At 36.9% G+C, this 18124-nt stretch carries 16 protein-coding genes and 1 tRNA gene; 13 read left to right on the top strand and 4 right to left on the bottom strand.

What is annotated here, in order from left to right; translation table 11 throughout:
- Positions 1 to 586 precede the first annotated feature (586 nt).
- Complete coding sequence (locus CUN60_RS07490; protein ID WP_102951445.1) at positions 587 to 1678, top strand: hypothetical protein; 1092 nt, start codon at positions 587 to 589, stop codon at positions 1676 to 1678.
- Between the two features lie 87 nt (positions 1679 to 1765).
- Here CUN60_RS07490 and CUN60_RS07485 read toward each other — a convergent pair whose 3' ends face one another.
- The 4 genes from CUN60_RS07485 to zwf all read right to left on the bottom strand — a co-directional run bounded on the left by CUN60_RS07485 (position 1766) and on the right by zwf (position 4651).
- Positions 1766 to 2476, bottom strand: coding sequence for a hypothetical protein (locus CUN60_RS07485; RefSeq protein WP_102951444.1), 711 nt, complete (start codon positions 2474 to 2476; stop codon positions 1766 to 1768).
- Positions 2477 to 2647: 171 nt separating this feature from the next.
- Positions 2648 to 2735: transfer RNA gene (locus CUN60_RS07480), tRNA-Ser, on the bottom strand.
- Between the two features lie 62 nt (positions 2736 to 2797).
- Positions 2798 to 3187: a hypothetical protein gene (locus CUN60_RS07475; protein ID WP_102951443.1), complete on the bottom strand. Its 390-nt coding sequence runs from the start codon at positions 3185 to 3187 to the stop codon at positions 2798 to 2800.
- 9 nt (positions 3188 to 3196) lie between these two features.
- Positions 3197 to 4651: a glucose-6-phosphate dehydrogenase gene (zwf, locus tag CUN60_RS07470; protein WP_102951442.1), complete on the bottom strand. Its 1455-nt coding sequence runs from the start codon at positions 4649 to 4651 to the stop codon at positions 3197 to 3199.
- Between the two features lie 152 nt (positions 4652 to 4803).
- On the opposite strand from zwf, the gene ptsP (CUN60_RS07465) reads away from it, so the two are divergent.
- From ptsP (CUN60_RS07465) to CUN60_RS07410, 12 genes are all read left to right on the top strand, one after another.
- Entirely contained in the window at positions 4804 to 7326 is a 2523-nt protein-coding gene (gene ptsP / locus CUN60_RS07465) for a phosphoenolpyruvate--protein phosphotransferase (RefSeq protein ID WP_102951441.1), read from the top strand.
- A 21-nt stretch (positions 7327 to 7347) separates the two neighbouring features.
- Positions 7348 to 9072, top strand: a complete 1725-nt coding sequence (nagE, locus tag CUN60_RS07460; protein WP_102951440.1) for an N-acetylglucosamine-specific PTS transporter subunit IIBC — start codon at positions 7348 to 7350, stop codon at positions 9070 to 9072.
- A gap of 11 nt (positions 9073 to 9083) precedes the next feature.
- Positions 9084 to 9479, top strand: coding sequence for a PTS sugar transporter subunit IIA (locus CUN60_RS07455; RefSeq protein WP_102951439.1), 396 nt, complete (start codon positions 9084 to 9086; stop codon positions 9477 to 9479).
- Complete coding sequence (locus CUN60_RS07450; RefSeq protein WP_102951438.1) at positions 9480 to 9749, top strand: HPr family phosphocarrier protein; 270 nt, start codon at positions 9480 to 9482, stop codon at positions 9747 to 9749.
- Between the two features lie 10 nt (positions 9750 to 9759).
- Complete coding sequence (ptsP, locus tag CUN60_RS07445; RefSeq protein WP_102951437.1) at positions 9760 to 11505, top strand: phosphoenolpyruvate--protein phosphotransferase; 1746 nt, start codon at positions 9760 to 9762, stop codon at positions 11503 to 11505.
- Positions 11506 to 11519: 14 nt separating this feature from the next.
- On the top strand, positions 11520 to 13022 hold the full coding sequence (locus tag CUN60_RS07440; protein ID WP_102951436.1) for a S41 family peptidase: 1503 nt from the start codon (positions 11520 to 11522) through the stop codon (positions 13020 to 13022).
- A complete protein-coding gene (locus tag CUN60_RS07435; RefSeq protein WP_102951435.1) occupies positions 13022 to 13504 on the top strand; it encodes an NUDIX hydrolase in 483 nt (160 codons plus the stop codon). Before CUN60_RS07440 ends, CUN60_RS07435 begins: the two co-directional genes overlap by 1 nt.
- A gap of 9 nt (positions 13505 to 13513) precedes the next feature.
- A complete protein-coding gene (gene rpe / locus CUN60_RS07430) occupies positions 13514 to 14182 on the top strand; it encodes a ribulose-phosphate 3-epimerase (RefSeq protein WP_102951434.1) in 669 nt (222 codons plus the stop codon).
- 3 nt (positions 14183 to 14185) lie between these two features.
- A complete protein-coding gene (locus tag CUN60_RS07425) occupies positions 14186 to 14836 on the top strand; it encodes a MarC family protein (RefSeq protein ID WP_102951433.1) in 651 nt (216 codons plus the stop codon).
- Between the two features lie 93 nt (positions 14837 to 14929).
- Positions 14930 to 16717 (top strand): aminopeptidase P family protein, encoded by a 1788-nt coding sequence (locus CUN60_RS07420; protein ID WP_102951432.1) that lies wholly within the window; start codon positions 14930 to 14932, stop codon positions 16715 to 16717.
- A gap of 162 nt (positions 16718 to 16879) precedes the next feature.
- Entirely contained in the window at positions 16880 to 17626 is a 747-nt protein-coding gene (locus tag CUN60_RS07415) for a hypothetical protein (RefSeq protein ID WP_102951431.1), read from the top strand.
- A 23-nt stretch (positions 17627 to 17649) separates the two neighbouring features.
- Positions 17650 to 18027: a DUF4156 domain-containing protein gene (locus CUN60_RS07410; RefSeq protein ID WP_102951430.1), complete on the top strand. Its 378-nt coding sequence runs from the start codon at positions 17650 to 17652 to the stop codon at positions 18025 to 18027.
- Positions 18028 to 18124 lie beyond the last annotated feature (97 nt).

Below are 18124 nucleotides of genomic sequence, written 5' to 3'. Positions count from 1 at the left end.
ATTGATGATGCGGTTTTAGCTCTCTTTACTCTAGAGGAATGTCGAATGCGAGATATTCGTGCAACAATTAATAAGCTTTACCACCAAGATCTATCGAAAGAGTTATAGTCAAGTATTACTGACTATGTTGCAACTCTGACATTTTTGACTCCGGTTAAAATTAATTTTTCTGATTTTATCAAATATTTAGTTAATTGACGACACTATCTAATGTAAAAATATTTATGCTTAAATAATTAGGTGATAAAAGTTTTTGATTATTGACACTATGCATTTTTCACGATAATTTATTGGGGGGTACTATTTTCAGGTTTTAAGCTTATTGGAAGGTAGAATATAATCCGGGTATTCATAAAAATTTAGTATCTATTAATGTCAAAATCTAAAATTTATTACTCACAAATTTTACAGTGCCTTATTTTAGTTTACTGGCTACTAGCGTTTTTAAACAGTTTTTCATGTTTGTCAATAATCCATATTGGCAACCTTCCTCAACCGCCTTCGGGCGGTCTTTTTAAATATATAATTGGAAAAATTTCTGCTCGTTAGCTAATAGTTTTTTAAATTACTCTGGGAATGATAACTGATGAAAAATAAAAAGTTTTTATTATTCATATTGGCTTTTGCAATCAATGGGTGTTCAACAGCCTATCTTGCACAAATTGAAAAAAGCCGTAATGATTACAATGAATCACTTGCAAATAGTGAGGATTCACAGTTTTTAATGAATATCGTCAGAGTACATTATGGTTATAGTCCATATTTCGTTGGGGTTGATAGTGTTACTTCACAAAGCTCACTAAAAACCGGAATAGATAACAATGAAACCAGACTTTTTCAATCACCATCGACTACGGCAGGAGGTACTCCTTTTTGGAGTGTTGCTCCAATAGCTGCTTATACCATAAGCCCGGTGGTTACTTATTCACCCGTTCAGGGAAGTAAATTTGTTTCGGCATTATTAAGCCCAATTGATATGAAAAAGTTATTTTTGTTAGAACGCTCCTTGGGTATCAGCACCGTTTTGCGTCTCACTATTGATCAAGTTGGTGTTCTTGATAATGCGAGTAATATCAGGAATACTAAAACAAGCAAATTACCTGATTATCAGGAATTCAATACTTTTGCAAAAACTCTCGAAACTCTTGTTGATAATGATGATGTAAACATTGAAATGACAAATTATGATGATAAACCAGCAATGCTTCTATATATGAACAATGATAGTGCTGCAACAAAAGTTGCAACATTATTACACCTCAAGCGACCTTATAAAACAATACTTTTTACAATGTTTGTCCTGAAACATGATAATGATAAGGAAAATATAATCCGAATCCAAACACGTTCATATTTTAATATCCTTCAGTTCTTATCCAAAGGGGTCGAGGCTAGTGAATCAGACAATCAGAAATATGGCGTAAAAACCAGATTTACCAATCAAAACGGCGGTGTGTCGAACTTGCATGATATAACCAATGGCTTAATTGATATTCATGTGAGCAATAGTGAACCTAGTGAAGCCCTTCTAAAAATAAAATATCAATCAAAATGGTACTATGTCGCTAATGATGATGAGTATTCTAAATCAACGATGGTTTTTCTTCGTCTAGTTTATTCTCTTTTAATAGGTGAATATCAGCCAAATGTTCCGGTATTAACTATACCTGTTAAGTAAATAAACCTAATCCTTGTAGTTTTTTCTGTACAGCATCAGGAAAGAGGATAGTTTTTCGCTGGCTTCCCATCTTATTTATACCCATTGTTACCTAAAGCTAGATAAAGTCCTAATTACGTAATCATAAGCATCATTTATTAATGGTTCTCCATGAGCGCTTAATAAATGGCGAAATTTTAGTTTTCCCAAAGCGAGTAGCTCAGATTTTTCTACCTGAGTCGCCTCTAGCCATATTTTATTGATAGCAGCAGTTCCAAAGAGTTTTTGTGCTTCATAAAGTACTGCGGTAGAATCATTAAAAAACTCATCTTTACCTAACCAGTTTTTGATGCTATCGCAAGTTATTAATATTCCATCATTTTGATTAATACGTAGAACTGCTTCCGGGAATCTGGAAGAGTTAAACGTAACTACTTCACAATTATTAAATGGCTTTAATCCATCAGGTGTTAGATCATAATCAGCCTCCCGACCATTGGCATGCTCCATACCGGGTAATGCCCATAATTTTGCATCATGCTTATCAATGTAAAAAGCATCGTCGCGTCCATGAAAACTACCTATTCTGATAACATTTTCAATTTTGCCGAGCGAAGCTAACTGTTTCAAACCATCTTCAGTTAGTCTGATGGTATTTACCAGCGAAAGCTTGTCCTGATTTCTTATAATTGTCATATTACGGCTATGCTGTAAAGTTATTCCGTCATATTGCGTAATATTAGTACCAGTAACATAAAAAATATCGGGGAAAACTTGTTTTATATCTGAATGAGGCCAAGCAGGAGTATATTGAGACATTTTTAGTTACACCTTGAATAGATAATGGGTTAGATGCTGCCAATTTTATCAAACATCTGCTTTTTCTTTTATTGAAAATGTGCTGTAAGGCAATAAAAAGCCTCATATGGACATAATATGGGGTTTGGTCAGGAATCTGTTGTCGGGATTCCTTTTGCTATATTTTACCTATGGCGGAAAAGGCGGGATTCGAACCCGCGATACGTTGCCGTATGCTCCGCTTCCAACGGAGTACTTTCAACCACTCAGCCACTTTTCCTGATTTAAGATGCGGGTAATATTATACAATAAATGAATACAATGAATTAATATTTAGTAGTATTACCAGTTAATCTGCCAATTAGGCACAGATAAGCGATCTGGATTATCATTCGTATTATACTGAGTTTGGTCTGTAGGGTAAAGGACATAGTCAGGAACATTACCTGCGTTATCTACGGTAATTTTATTTACCGCGCCACCCGGTCCTCGATCTTCTACTATTTGTCTACGTTTATACTGACTTTGCGATTCAGTATAATTATTACTTTCAATTTTTGCAGATTTATTTGCTGAAGGATTAGCTGCTGCTGGAGCGGCACCCTTATTCATATTTATATTTTGTGGAGGAAGTGGCGTTGACTCTTGTTGCTTTGCAAACATTGAGCATCCTGTTATCAGGCTTGCAACAATAGAACTGAGGCTAAACGCAATAAGTTTATTTATTTTCATTGTTTTTCCTTATGCTATTTCTTCGTGCCAATATAAACCGTCCCTTGCAAGAAGGGCTGAAGAACTAGCAGGTCCCCAGCTTCCAGCAGTATACTGTTTTGGTGGTATTTTTAGTTCTCGCCAAGTATCAAGTATTGGCTCTACCCATTTCCAAGCTGCGATCTGCTCATCCCGACGGACGAATAAAGTTAATTTACCACGAATAACATCAAGCAATAATCTTTCATATCCATCAGTACGCCGTGCTTGGAACATTTCATTAAAATTCAGATCCAGATATACTGGTTGCAAACGGTTGGTATCACCGGGCTGCTTAGCAAGGAAGTATAATTTAACTGTTTCATCGGGCTGTAAACGAATAATTAAACGATTAGCAAAATTTCCACCAGCAGTTGGGAAAATTTTTACGGGAATATCTTTAAATTGGATAACAATTTCGGCAACTTTTTCTTGCATCCGTTTGCCAGTGCGCAAATAAAATGGGACTTCTGCCCAGCGCCAATTTTGAATTTCTGCCTTAACGGCTACGAATGTTTCGGTAATACTATTTGGAGAAACTTTTTCTTCCTCTAAATAACCCTTTACCGGAGAGCCATTGATTGCCCCAGATTTATATTGTCCCTTAATCACATTTTTTACCACATCATCTTCCGTTAGTGGTTTTAATGAACGCAAAACTTTTAGCTTTTCATCGCGAATAACATCAGCTTCCAATGATGATGGTGGCTCCATTGCTACGATACACAATAACTGTAACAAGTGATTTTGTAGCATATCACGTAATGCACCAGTTTGTTCATAAAAATCTCCGCGTGAACCAACGCCAAGATCCTCAGCAATCGTAATTTGTACACTGCTAACCCACTGCCGCCGCCATAATGCTTCAAATAGAGTATTTCCAAAACGAATTGCCATTAAATTCTGTACCGATTCTTTTCCAAGATAGTGATCAATCCGATAAATCTGATCTTCTTTGAAATACTGGGCAACATAATCATTAATATCATTTGATGATTTCAAATCATGCCCAAGTGGTTTTTCCAAAACTATCCTTGAATTTGAATGATTCATCCCAACCTTGGCAATATTGGAGCAGATAGGCTTAAATAATTCCGGCGATGTTGATAGGTAAAATATATTAGTTCGTGTTTTATCCAGTACTTCAGGAAGTTTATTAAATGTTTCGCTATTATTCGCATCCATTTGCAAATAGCGAATGTGCTTACTAAATTCGCGCCAGCTTTCAGCGGAGATTGTATTTTTTGCTTCTGTCGCAAATTTATACGCCATGTCTGAATATTCTTGATCAGTCATAGCCGATCTACCAACACAAAAAAATCTGGCTTCCGAATTGATATTTTCATCTACAAATGCGTTGTATAAAGCAGGCAGCAGTTTACGTTTAACTAAATCTCCAGTACCACCAAAAAGCACCATATCAAAACAATTTTGCACATCAGCCATTATTTAAACTTTCATCATTTCTAATTCCTCCGTTATTATAGTGCATATAGTCTAAACTTTGTACACTCTTTTGCTGCGCCGCAACTACTCGAAAGATTAAGGTTTATGCTACACTATGGGACAAAAATCATTAAGTTTATTAAAGGAATTATATGGTTCAGCAAGTCAGTGTATTCCCCCCTCTTAAAGGAGCCTTTATTGATCTAGATAAAGTTCCGGATCCTGTTTTTGCCGAAAAAATGGTCGGCGATGGCTTTGCTATTGATCCATTTGATAATGCCCTTTACGCTCCAATTGATGGAAAAATTAAATCCATTCACCGTGCAAAACATGCGATAACAATTGAATCTGAAGCAGGTTTTGACATTTTAATACATATTGGTTTAGAGACAGTTTCTTTAGGCGGAACCGGATTTGATGTTATTGTTAATGAGGGAGATCATGTAAAAACTGGAGATTTACTTACAGTTTTTGACATGGATTATATTGCAGCCAATGTTGTAGCACTGATAACGCCAGTTCTCGTAACCGACATTGAAGAGAAGAAGATTCAAATTGAAATTTTGCCTCATGATGCAATCACTGATCTAAGTAAACCGATTTTGACTGTAAAATTAGGTAATCACACTACAGCAATTAGTGAAGTACAAAATACTAGTCCTCAAGTTACACTTGAATCCGATCTAATTACAATTACAAATTCACACGGGATCCATGCAAGACCAGCTGCTTTGCTGAATTCAATTGCCCGTAAATATCCAGATAATGAGATCTTGATGATAAAAGGCGAACAAAGCGGAAATGTAAAGAGCGTAGTATCATTACTTAGCTTATCAGTTCAGCATAAAGATCAAATCCAATTTTTGGTTAAAGGTATTAACGGCGTCAAAATCATTGCCGAATTAACAGATGCTATAAAAAATTTACATGATGATGAAAGTGAAAATCCAATTGCTGATCCAAACTCTGGTGAAGAAGATAATAAAGTTGAAAATGGTAAATATCATGGTGTTGTTGCCTCAAGTGGGCTTGCGGTTGCAAGACTCGTTAGACAAACAGGCATACAGTTTGAGTATGAAAGATTTGCCGCTGATGAAGCTGAACAATTAGTAAAACTTGATAAAACTATTCATTCTTTAGTAGCTGAATTAGAAAATGAAATCAAAGACCTTAGCGAATTTGATATTGCGCACAAGAATATCCTTAGTGCTCATTTAATGATTCTAACTGATCCTGAATTAATTACTCAAGCAAAAAATTTGATTACCAATGGACAATCTGCGGCTTACGGTTGGGACAAGGCAACAGCTGAATCCTGTAAGGCACTGTTGGCAACAGGCAACCAGTTACTAATTGAGCGGCAGAATGATTTAATCGATGTTCGTGACCGAGTTTTAACTATTTTATGTGGCAATGAGAGCAAAAAGGTTGCTGAATTTACCGAAGAAGTCATCCTTGTTGCAGAGGACTTTACGCCATCACAAGTGATTGCCATGAGTGATAAAGTTAAAGGGCTAGTTAGTGTTCGCGGTGGAGTTACCTCACATGTTTCAATTCTCGCACGTACGCGCGGAATGCCTCTACTAGTTGGAGTTGCAAAGGAAATATTGCAAGAGTCGGAACAAAATGTAGTTTTGGATACCATTAATACTGCGATATTAAATGTTAAACCAACACCTGAAGAGCTTAACCAAGCAAAAGGAGAAGTAAATCGCCGCATCGAAGCGCTTCAAATTGCTAGAGAAGCAGCACAAGTACCAGCAGTAACAACTGATGGCGTCCAGATAAATTGTCTTGCAAATATTGGTAATATCGATGAAGCACGAATTGCGGCAGCAAATGGTGCTGAAGGTGTTGGTCTATTTAGAACCGAATTTATGTTTCTTGAAACTAAAGAAGCTCCAAGTGAAGAAATGCAATTTAATGAATACTCAGATATAAATCATGTTTTAGCTGGTAAAACACTAGTAATCCGTACTCTAGATGCTGGTGGAGACAAAAAAATCCCTTATATAACTCAAATGCATGAGGAAAATCCAATGCTTGGAGTTCGTGGTGTTAGATTATGTTTAGCTAACCGAGAATTATTCAAAACCCAGTTAAGAGCAATTCTGAAAACTAAAGCCGAAAACATAAAGGTTATGATCCCAATGATTTCTAAACTGACCGAATATCGAGCAGTAAAGCAGATTTTTGAGGAAATTAAAGCTGATCTTGGCATAAACACCCAGATTCAGTTAGGAATAATGGTTGAGGTACCTTCAGTTGCCTTTATTAGTGAGGCATTTGCTAAAGAGGTTGATTTTATGTCAATCGGTACTAATGATTTGACGCAATATGTAATGGCGGTTGATCGTGAACATACTGAGCTGGCAAAAGAAGTTGATCATCTACACCCGGCAGTTCTTGCGGCTATTGCTGCGACTAGTATTGGTGCTGCCAAACATGATACCAATTTATCGGTATGCGGTTTGATGGCGTCAGAAAAACTTGCCATTCCAGTATTAATTGGCTTGGGAATAAAAAATCTTTCGATGACAGTTAGTACTATCCCGGAAAATAAAGCTTTTATTCGTAATCTTAATTACGCAAAATGCAAGGAAGTTGCGGAACACTGTCTAAGCTTGCCAACCGCAATCGAAGTCCGTGAATACCTAAAAAGTCAGTTTAACTAGTTCCAACCAGAAGGGTTAATAATGAAATTTAAATTTAGTTCAGTTCAGGCTCTTGGACGCGCATTGATGTTGCCAATAGCTATGCTTCCGGTTGCCGGATTATTATTACGCTTTGGGCAGCCAGATTTGCTTAATATTCAGGCAATTGCCGATGCTGGTAACGCCATTTTTGCTAATTTACCATTACTATTTGCAATTGGCGTCGCGGTTGGATTTGCCAAAGATAATCACGGTGCTTCAAGTCTTGCTGGTGCGGTAGGCTATTTGATTTTGGTAGCCATGCTAAAAGTAATCAATAAGGATATTGATACTGGAGTATTAGGTGGAATTTTGATTGGTTCACTTGCTGGGGCAATGTATAATAAATTCAAAGACTTTAAAACACCTGAATTCCTTGCTTTTTTTGGTGGAAAGCGCTTTGTGCCAATTATTACGGGTGTCCTAGCGGTTGTATTAGGGATTATACTTGGCTATATCTGGCCACCAATTCAGAATGGATTACACACTTTTAGCTTGTGGATGTCTGAATCTGGAAGTTTAGGTTTATTCCTTTTTGGTACGCTAAACCGGATTTTTTTGGTTACTGGCCTACATCATGTTTTAAATAGCTTATTCTGGTTTCAATTAGGTGATTTTACCAACACGCAAGGGCAAATCGTTCATGGTGATATTGCGAGATTCATGGCTGGAGATCCAACTGCTGGTTACTTTATGGCTGGTTTCTTCCCGATAATGATGTTTGGTTTACCAGCTATCTGTCTTGCAATGTATACAACTGCATTTAAAGAAAATAAAAAAGCTGTTGCCGGACTATTATTATCTATGGCATTAACCTCATTCTTAACTGGTGTTACCGAGCCAATTGAATACTCATTTGTATTTTTGGCACCTGTATTGTATGTAATACATGCACTACTAACTGGAGTATCAATGGCTCTAATGTATATCCTACATGTGAGACTTGGCTTTTCGTTTTCCGCAGGTGCAATTGATTATGTCTTATTCTTTAAATTAGCAGCTAACCCATTATATGCCCTAGCTATTGGTATTATAATGTTTATCCTATACTATACTTTAGCAGTATTTTTCATTAAAAAATTCAATCTGGCAACTATTGGCCGTGAAATAGCAGAAGAAGGTAACGATGTTGCCACTTTTATTGCTAGCGATGAAAGTACAGAAGTACAATTTGTGAATGCTTTAGGTGGAGCTGGAAATCTGATTGTGGTTGATGCATGTACCACTCGCTTACGACTTAAAGTACAGGATTCATCAATAATTAACAAACCAGCACTAAAAGCTCTAGGAGCAAAAGGTTTTGTTACGCCAGGACCAGATTCTGCACAAATTATTTTAGGACCACAGGCAGAAATCATTGCAAGTAAAATCCGAGAAGTATTGCCATCATTACCTAAAACTATTATAGCTAAGGAAGCAGACTCGCCAGTTGCACGAAGCATAGAGCAGGAAAAATTAACTACAACAACCGAAATACAAAACCAAAACTTGATTGATTGTAAGGAAATTATTGCTGCACTTGGTGGCAAAGATAATGTAAAATCATCTGCGCTACAGGCAATTACCCGAGTACGCATTGAATTTAAAGATGAAGCTTTGGTAAACGAGTCACGATTAAATGAGCTTGGTGTCACTCAAGTCATTTATATTAACAAAAATATTAAACAGTTATATCTGACTAATAATGCTAAATTTGTAGCTGAAGGCATTACCAGATTAATTAGTTAACAATAGATTATATGATAAATATTCTGATCATATCTCATGCAGAAATAGCCAATAGTTTTGCTTACTGTATTGAGCATATTATAAATAAAAGGGTTGAGAATCTAGTGGTTTTGCCAGTAAAAAAAGCTGAATCTACCGAAAGTATTCTTGCCCGAGCCCAAGAAATAGTAAAGATGCAGTTATCAAATGCAGAAGGAGTTCTGATTCTCACAGATGTATTTGGTGCTACTCCCAGTAATATTGCCAGTAAGCTTATTAAGTCTGGCAAAGTTGAGTTAATCACCGGATTAAATCTGCCAATGTTGATCCGGGCAATATCATATTCCAAAGGAACTCTTGCTGACTGTGTTAGTAAATCAATTGATGGTGGAGTAAATGGAATAGTTCATATTTCGGAAAGTAGATAAATGATAAGTAAAGAAATTGAAGTAGTAAACAAGCTTGGTTTGCATGCTCGTGCATCCTCGAAGCTGGTGCAGCTGGCAAATACCTTCAGATCCGAGATCTTTATCGAACGAAATGGAAGAAAAGCAAATGCAAAAAGTATCATGTCACTAATGATGTTGGCAGCATCTAAAGGTAGTCAGATTAGTATTATCTGTAGTGGTGAAGATGAAGAATCTGCTCTTGAAGAGATTTGTCAGCTTTTTACTGATCGTTTCGGTGAAAATGAGTAAAGGTTAGTTAATGAGTATTGCTTTACATGGAATTGGGCTAGGTGGCGGTATTGCAATTGGACAGGCATACATTCTTGATAAAAGCATTGATGATGCAATTCAGCATACGCTAGAAGAATCCGAAATAAATGCGGAGGTTAGCCGCTTTGAAGAAGCATTGCGCAATACTCGTAAGGAATTGGAGCAGATTCGCGGTACAATTCCCATTGGTGCACCAGCTGAATTGGGTGCATTCCTATCATTAAATATTATGATGTTGGGTGACTCTCAGATAGCTCAAGCACCAATAGAAATTCTTAAGCGCGAATCCTGCAATGCTGAATGGGCGATTAAGTTGCAGGCAGAGTTTCTTTCGAGTCAGTTTGATGAGATGGAAGATGCTTATCTAAAAGAGCGCAAAAATGATGTAATACAAGTTCTGGAACGTATTTTCAAAAATCTTGAAGGTAATAAGTTTGACTGGCAAAGTCAAGGGCGTGAAGAACATGGGATTCTTGTAACTCGGGATCTTTCTCCTGCTGATCTGGTGCAATTTAAGGAATCGAATTTTGCTGGTTTTGTCAATGATTTGGGAAGTCTAACTTCTCATACGGCTATTATTGGACGTAATCTAGACATTCCGTCAGTAGTTGGGGTTGCCGAAGCGCGCCAGCTAGTTCGAGATGATGAGATCATTATTGTTGATGGTATTCAGGGCGTTGTAATCATTAATCCGGATAATCTGGTACTAAATGAATATCGCAAGCGTAAAAAAGAGTGGCAGGAATCCCGTCAAAAGCTAAAAGCGATCAGGAAAGAAGAGACTTTAACCAAAGATGGGACTAAAGTTGAAATATTGGCAAATATTGAAATTGATAGCGATGTTGAAGAAGTTAAATACAACAATGCGGCTGGGATAGGCTTATTTCGTAGCGAATTTCTGTTTTTACAGCGTGAAAATAATTTAGCTAGTGAAGATGAGCAGTTTGAAGCTTATAGCCGCGTTGTTCGTGAAATGAAAAAAAAGCCAGTAACGATTAGAACCGCGGATTTAGGTGCAGATAAAAATCCAATCTGGAATTCAACACATGGTGAATCTGAAAATCCTGCTTTGGGACTAACAGGTATCCGGCTACTTCTTGCCGAACAGGGGTTTTTTCGAACTCAGCTAAGAGCAATTTTACGTGCTTCATTCTATGGTAAAATACAGGTTTTATTTCCAATGATTTCATCCGCTTGGGAGCTTAAGCAGGCAATTACTCAGCTTGAGCATGCAAAGAATGAATTACGCGAAGAAGGAATTCCATTTGACGAGGGGATCGCAGTTGGAGCAATGATAGAGATTCCTTCTGCTGCTATTGCTATTAAAAGCATCCTTAATCTGGTTGATTTTGTTTCAATTGGAACCAATGATTTGATCCAGTATTTGCTGGCAATTGATCGGAATGATGAATCAGTGGGTTATTTATATGACCCATTACATCCTGCGGTGATTAGCACAATTGGACACGTGATCTCGAACACCAATAAGGCAGGTAAAATGATTTCAATTTGTGGTGAAATGGCTGGTAATCCAAAACTTACTAGACTTTTGCTAGGAATGGGATTACGCAAATTTTCAATGTATTCGGCAAATATACTTAGCATTAAAAAGATTATCCTAAGTACCGATATTAATGAAATAACACCGATTGTAAATAAAATCCTCCGAACAGAAAATCGTGAGAAAATTTATGAATTAATTGATAAACTAAACGAAGACGTTGACACATTTTAAAGACTTAAAAGAATATGAAATTAAAAACTATTAGTAAGTTTGTATTAGGAGCAGTATGCGGTTCACTTTTAACTATAAGTATTTATGCTACTGCGGATGATAATGGTGATGCTTATCCAATGTCTAGTGGCAGGGCTGGCTCAATTCCTGTTGATGAAGTAAATAACTTTGCTAGAGTATATGCAATTGCCAAAAACTATTACGTAGAAAGTGTTACTGACACTAAACTAATGAAAGGTGCTATTAATGGCATGCTGAGTAATTTGGACCCTCATTCCGACTATCTGGATGCTGAAGATTTTAAACAACTATCTGAAATGACTGCTGGCTCATTTGCTGGTCTTGGTATTGAAGTTAGTCGCGATAAAGGTGATGGGGTTAAAGTTGTAGCACCGATTTATGGTACTCCAGCATATGTTGCCGGAATAAAAAGTGGTGATTTGATTGTAAAAATTGATGATACACCAGTTTCTGGACTATCACTGGATGATGCGATTAAACGTATGCGTGGTAAGGCAGGAACTAAAGTTAGATTAAGTGTTGTTCGCGCAAGTGAATTGAAGCCACTTAGTTTTACTATTACCCGAGCCAATATCCAGATTAAGAGTGTTAAGTCAGCAATGCTAGCTCCTGATTATGGTTATGTAAGAATTACTAATTTTCAGGCGGATACTACCAATGAACTAGCTAATACCTTGAATAAGTTATATAAGGCAGATCCAAACCTTAAAGGAATAGTTCTAGACTTAAGGGATGATCCAGGTGGGCTATTGCAGTCAGCAGTTGGGGTATCAGGGGTATTTTTACCAAAAGATAGTCTTGTTGTTTATACTGATGGACGCTTACCTAGCTCAAGGCAGAAATTTTTTGCAAAACCTGCGGATTATGATATCGATGGTACTCAAGAAGCCAAGTTAAATTCGGTTCCACCAGTATTTAAGACACTACCAATGGTTGTATTGGTTAATCAGGGGACTGCATCTGCGTCTGAAATCGTATCCGGAGCATTACAAGACTATAAGCGTGCAAAAATTCTCGGCACCAAAACCTTTGGTAAAGGTTCAGTACAAACAGTAATTCCATTATCAAGCGATACTGCTGTTAAGCTTACTACTGCGTTATACTATACGCCAAAAGGGCGTTCAATTCAGGCTGAAGGCATCAAGCCAGATATTATTATTCAAAGTGAATATGATGATCTTTTTAAAAGCTGGGATATGTCAGAGGCTAGTTTGGATAAACATATTGATAATCCTCTTGATAATGGTAAAACTAAGTCTGCTAAGACAGACTCGTCGGTACCAGTAATCCGCCCAACAAAGCAAATTGCTACCCAAGCTGAGCTTAAAGCTAAGATGAATGCGAAATTGAAGCAGCAACCTAAAGTTGTTGATCAGAGTCAGGCTCAGGTCAACTTAAATGATGACTTCCAGTTAATGTGGGCGCTGAATATCCTTGAAGGTAAGCCGCTTCCAGCCTCTGCAACAGCACAATCTTCCAGCAAAAAAACAAAATAATGTTAAGAGAACCTGCTGCCGTATTATTGGGAATAATAGATTCAAATATTATCCTTACTAAGCGTGCAGCAAGCCTTAAATCTTTTACCGGACATATTTGTCTGCCTGGTGGACAATCGGAAATAACAGATAATCGTGATATGGTTTTGACCGCGTTGCGTGAATTCAATGAAGAAGTTAATTTTAGTGGTAATATAGAAGCCAAGCTTTGTATGTTGCCCGAATGTAGCATTGTTTCAAGCCAAGTAGTTTATCCAGTAGTGGCAAGTTTGTCTGGTAAAGTAGCTGGTTTTAACCCAGATGAAGTAGAAAAACTGATTATGCTACCGCTTAGTAATCTTCAACCGGAAAAGTTTAAGGTTAACCCCAAATACCCGAATATTAAGCATAATAAGCTGATAACTTTCGAAGAAGATATTATCTGGGGTCTAACTGCTCATATACTCTATAAATTTTCACTGTATTATCGTTATTTAATTTAAAAGGTTCATATGCAACATCATAACATCATTGCTCCCAGTATTTTATCTGCAGATTTTGCCAAACTTGGTGAAGAAATTACTAACGTTATTGATGCTGGTGCGGACTGGATTCATTTTGATGTAATGGATAATCATTATGTGCCAAATTTGACTATTGGACCGATGGTATGTAAGGCAATTAAACCCTATTGCAAAGATACTCCGATTGATGTGCACCTTATGGTTAGCCCGGTTGATAGCATGATTGAAGAGTTTGCCAAAGCTGGTGCGGATATTATTACTTTTCACCCTGAAGCTAGTTTACACGTAGATCGCAGCTTGAGTCTTATAAAAAGCTTTGGACTTAAAGCGGGGCTAGTTCTTAATCCTGCAACACCATTAAGTTATCTTGATTATGTTATTGATAAACTTGATCTGGTTTTATTAATGTCTGTAAATCCGGGCTTTGGTGGGCAGGCTTTTATTCCTTCAATTTTGGATAAAATCAAGGATACACGTATATATCTGAATAAAACTGGAAGAGATATAATACTTGAAGTTGATGGCGGTGTTAAAATTGATAATATTGCTGAAATAGGTACAGCCGGAGCAAATGCTTTTGTCGCAGGTAGCGCAATATTTAATAGTCCGGATTATGCTAAAGTTATTACTGAAATGAAAAATCAGTTAAGAAAATAAAAAATGCAAATTAATTATAATCTAACGTTTCAGCATTTTCTTATTGGAATTTTTGCTGTTGCCAATAATTTCCCAGCCATTGGACCTTTTTTGCAAATATGTCGAGGGTTATCTCTTCGTCAGCAGCATAGACTATGCAAGATTGCTACACTCACTTCACTTATTGTGATGATGACAGCCTTAATTGCTGGACAGGGAATTTTAGAGTTTTTTGGTATTTCAATTGAAGCATTCCGTATTGCTGGAGGGGTTTTATTAGGTGTTTCAGGAATGAATATGCTTAATTCTCAGCCACTAGATACCAATGATAAGATAAACCATCATCCTGACTCGTATTCAAAAATAATTCCTCAGGTAATCATACCTGTTGCAATCCCTCTGACTACTGGTGCTGGTACTATTTCGACAATTATTATTTTCGCAGATGAAATTGGTCGTGATTGGTATGCTCTAGCTATGCTGATCTTGGCTATATTGGTTTCAACTGTAATGATTTATGTGATTTTTAGATATTCAACGCGGTTACTTGATTTACTTGGTAAACTTGGAATGAACGTCCTGATTAAAGTTGTTGGATTATTTACTTTGGCATTAGGCGTGCAGTTTATTCTTCAGGGAGTTGCATCAGCATTTCCAGCATTGGGTATGAAATAATAAATTGCTTTGGTGTTGATTGTAAGATTTTATATTAATAAGTAGATTATTGAGTTTGTATTTCAAAATTATTTTGTTTTTTTGGAGAAGTTTATGAATATCGCAGGCAGACTACAGGCATTACGCAAACATATGAGTGAACATAAACTCGATATATACCTGATTCCATCAATTGATGCTCATAATAGCGAATATGTTCCAGAATGCTGGCAACGTCGTCCATGGATTAGTGGCTTTGATGGTTCTGCGGGTGAAGTTATGGTGACGATGGAGCATGCATATCTTTGGACTGATGGGCGTTATTTTTTACAAGCAAATCAGCAATTAGATGCAAACCATTATAGTTTGATGAAACAATCAGGGTTTACTCCTGAAACTGAGCAATGGTTAGCTGATAATGGTAAGGGCAAACGTTTAGGAATTGACCCAAGGCTTGTGGGGATTGAACGCGCGAATAAATTTGAAAAAATCATGTCTTCAATTTCTGGAGAGATGGTCGTTCTTGAAGAAAATCTAGTGGATAAGGCAAAGCTTGATCTAGGAGAGCATGCTAGCTTGCCTTCGGCTCCAGCATTTCACCTTGCCGAGATGTATACAGGGATCTCATTAACCCAACGCTTACAATGGCTAAGAAATAAATTAGCAGAGGCTGATGTGGATTATATTGCCTTAAATGTATTGGATGAAATTGCATGGCTTTTTAATATTCGTGGTGCAGATATTGACTATAATCCACTTGTTATCAGTTATGCGCTTGTTGGCAGAAATGAAGCCATTCTTTTTGTTGATAGAGAAAAAATTGGTCATGAGTTATTATCAATACTTACAGGAGCTGGTGTTAAATTAGCCGAATATAATGATTTTGGTAAAACAGTGTCTGCGCTTAAAGGAGTAGTTTGGCTAGATGAAAAAACTGCTACTTATTGGATGCTAAAAGAAGCCTCGATTAATGCTAAAGTTAAACTATCTCGTTCACCGATAGTTGCTGCAAAAGCATGCAAAAATGAGACTGAAAAAGAGGGGGCGCGAAAAGCTCATATTAAAGATGCGGCGGCAGTTATTAATTTTTTTGTATGGCTTGAGCAAAATTGGAAAAGTGGTGTAGATGAAATTAGCGCAGCTGAGATGCTTGCTGATTTTCGGTCACAACAGCCAGATTTAAAGGGTTCAAGCTTCTCAACAATTAGTGGTTTTGCCAGTAATGGAGCAATTATTCATTACCGAGCTACGCCTGAAACCAGTAAGGTAATTAACGATTCAACCCTATATCTAATTGATTCTGGGGGTCAATATTTGGAGGGTACTACAGATATAACCCGAACGCTACATTTAGGTGTGCCTACTGAAACGCAACGCCGCCATTATACTTTGGTATTAAAAGGGCATTTAGCATTAGCTCGTGCGATATTCCCATATGGTACATGTGGTGAACATTTGGATGTTTTGGCAAGGCAAGCACTCTGGAATGAATATCTGAATTATCGCCATGGAACTGGTCATGGTGTAGGCAGCTTTCTCTGTGTTCATGAGGGTCCACAGAAAATTTCTCAGGCATTATCAGGTGTCCCACTAATTCCTGGAATGATAGTTAGTAATGAACCAGGTTTATATCTTGACGGTGAATATGGTATTCGTATTGAGAATTTATGTCTGATTCATGAGATATCTGCCGCAAAGAATTCAGAATATGGACCATTCTACGGGTTTGAAGACTTGACATTGGTTCCTTACTGTAAAAAACTAATAAATCTTGATTTACTTGATAAAGTTGAAGTTGAGCAAATTAATAGTTACTATCAACAAATTAGAGAAAAGGTTCGCCCACTTCTTAATGAAGAACAGCAGTCATGGCTTGATAGTGAATTAAAGTTAATTGATTGAATGGTTTTATTAGCATAGTTCATATTAATAAAATTTAACCCTGCATATTTCTTTTTATTAATTTTCAAAAGCATTATTGCTAGTGAAATTTTGTAGCAAACGCAGGGTTAATCGGTTATAATGACAAGCTAAATAGTTGTTTATATAAAAAAAGGTATATGGATGCAAAACTATTTGTCTATTAATGAAGCTTCGAATATGTCTGGGTTATCCGAAGACGTATTTGTTCAGCAATATATAGATTCTGGTGTTATAAGTATTAAGGTTGAAGATGGAGTAAAATCTATTGAATTATCCGAGTTTTTAAGAGTTTTCCCTAACGCCAAAGCAAAGGCAGTAAATTCTGGTAACAGTGAAGTTGAACTTGCATTAAAACAGCAGAAAATTGAAAACCTTGAATATCAGGTGGTTCAATTGCAACGCCAGCTTGAGAAGCAGTCTGAAGATTATAGCTGGTTACGGAATAAATTTGATAGCACAACCCTTTTATTAGAGCAAAAGCTGGATACTTCTGAGCTGGATAAGCATAAGCAGGAAATAAAGAAATTAAGTGAAGAATCAGTTCAATGGGAAAAAAAATATAATACCTTACTTGCTGCAAATGAATTAAAAACCCTATTGAAAGAAAACAGAGAACTTAAAGAGAAATTGGAATCATTAAATAAAGTTAGTTCCACAAAACCAAGTAATGTTGTACGTAGTGAGCCAGTAGCACCACCAGCCGTGAGCGCAAGCGGAGCAACTCCAGTTAATAATTCGTTACAATCTCCATCGGCGCAGGTTAAATCATCTAATCCGGTTATGCCAACAAGCACATCCGAAAATCAATATCGCCACCAGACAGCAACATTAGAGCGTCAGTCAGAGCCTGTTAAACCTAAGCGACGGAAGATTTTTGGTATATTCTAAGATGTTTTTATAAGGGGAATTTTATGAGGAAATTTATTATCTCTACTGGAGTAATCATGCTAATAACTGCTTGTTCTTCAATTGAGGTAACTCCTAGCGGAAGTAAGGTTATAGTTTCGCCAAACCCAGCTCCGACTGGTTGCAAATATGTTGGTCAGGTCGTTGGTAATCAGGGTAATTTCTTTACCGGAGATTGGACATCAAATAAAAACCTTGAAGAAGGTGCAATGAATGATCTTAAAAATAAGGCTGGTGAAATTGGTGCAAACTATGTTCAGCTACTTACCAATAAAGCAGGACAAACAGGTAGTTGGAGTAGCTATGGTGGTAGTATGAATCAAACTAATGTAACGAATTTGGGTAATGCCTATAAGTGTTCAGAATCTGCAATTGGTGGATAATTAAAAGCTTTTTGCTAGTATAGAGTTAAATATACTGGTTTTAAATAAATTCCTACTATATGTGAGATCTTGGTAAAATCACGGGTTAGATAATTTT

The sequence above is a fragment of the Aquella oligotrophica genome (genome assembly GCF_002892535.1).
GTDB classification, from domain to species: Bacteria; Pseudomonadota; Gammaproteobacteria; order Burkholderiales; family UBA11063; genus Aquella; species Aquella oligotrophica.
Note: the sequence above shows the minus strand (reverse complement) of the source record. Positions and strands in the feature narration are given on the sequence as shown.